Origin of the sequence: Kushneria phyllosphaerae (genome assembly GCF_900312995.1) — a bacterium.
Classification (GTDB): Bacteria; Pseudomonadota; Gammaproteobacteria; order Pseudomonadales; family Halomonadaceae; genus Kushneria; species Kushneria phyllosphaerae.
In genome coordinates this window covers 1-401 of sequence record NZ_ONZI01000037.1, presented here as the reverse complement: position 1 = coordinate 401, position 401 = coordinate 1, and the positions used below count along the sequence as shown (strand labels likewise).

The 401-nt window shown below is 49.9% G+C and carries 1 pseudogene; it reads right to left on the bottom strand.

Annotated elements, in window-relative coordinates:
- Positions 1 to 401: pseudogene (locus KSP9073_RS17725) on the bottom strand (methyl-accepting chemotaxis protein); the annotation flags it as partial.

The following is a 401-nucleotide window of genomic DNA, read 5'->3' as shown; positions in this document are numbered from 1 at the left end:
CGTTACTTTGACCTTCAAGCTCATGAATAACCTGAGTGGCTTGCCTAATTTCACCTTCAAGGGCAGAGTTTGACTGGCTTGTGTGGGCTACCAGACGCTGGCCAGATGCCGTCTCAGTGTCTGCTCTTCCGGCCGCATCTGCAGCATGCTGTGCATTGCTCGCAACCTCTTGAATGCTTGCCACCATTTGGTTTACTGCCGTTGCTATTTGATCTGTCTCTGCCTGCTGCTCAACTGTAAGTACATTGCTTGACTCAATATCCTTTAGTAGGCCTCGGGTGTGTTCGCTAAGCCGATTTGATGCATCACCTATGCGACCTACTATGGCGCCTGTTTCAGCTTGCATCATTCGTAAAGCAAACTCTATTTGGCAAAACTCATCGGTGCGCCCAGTGTAGAGG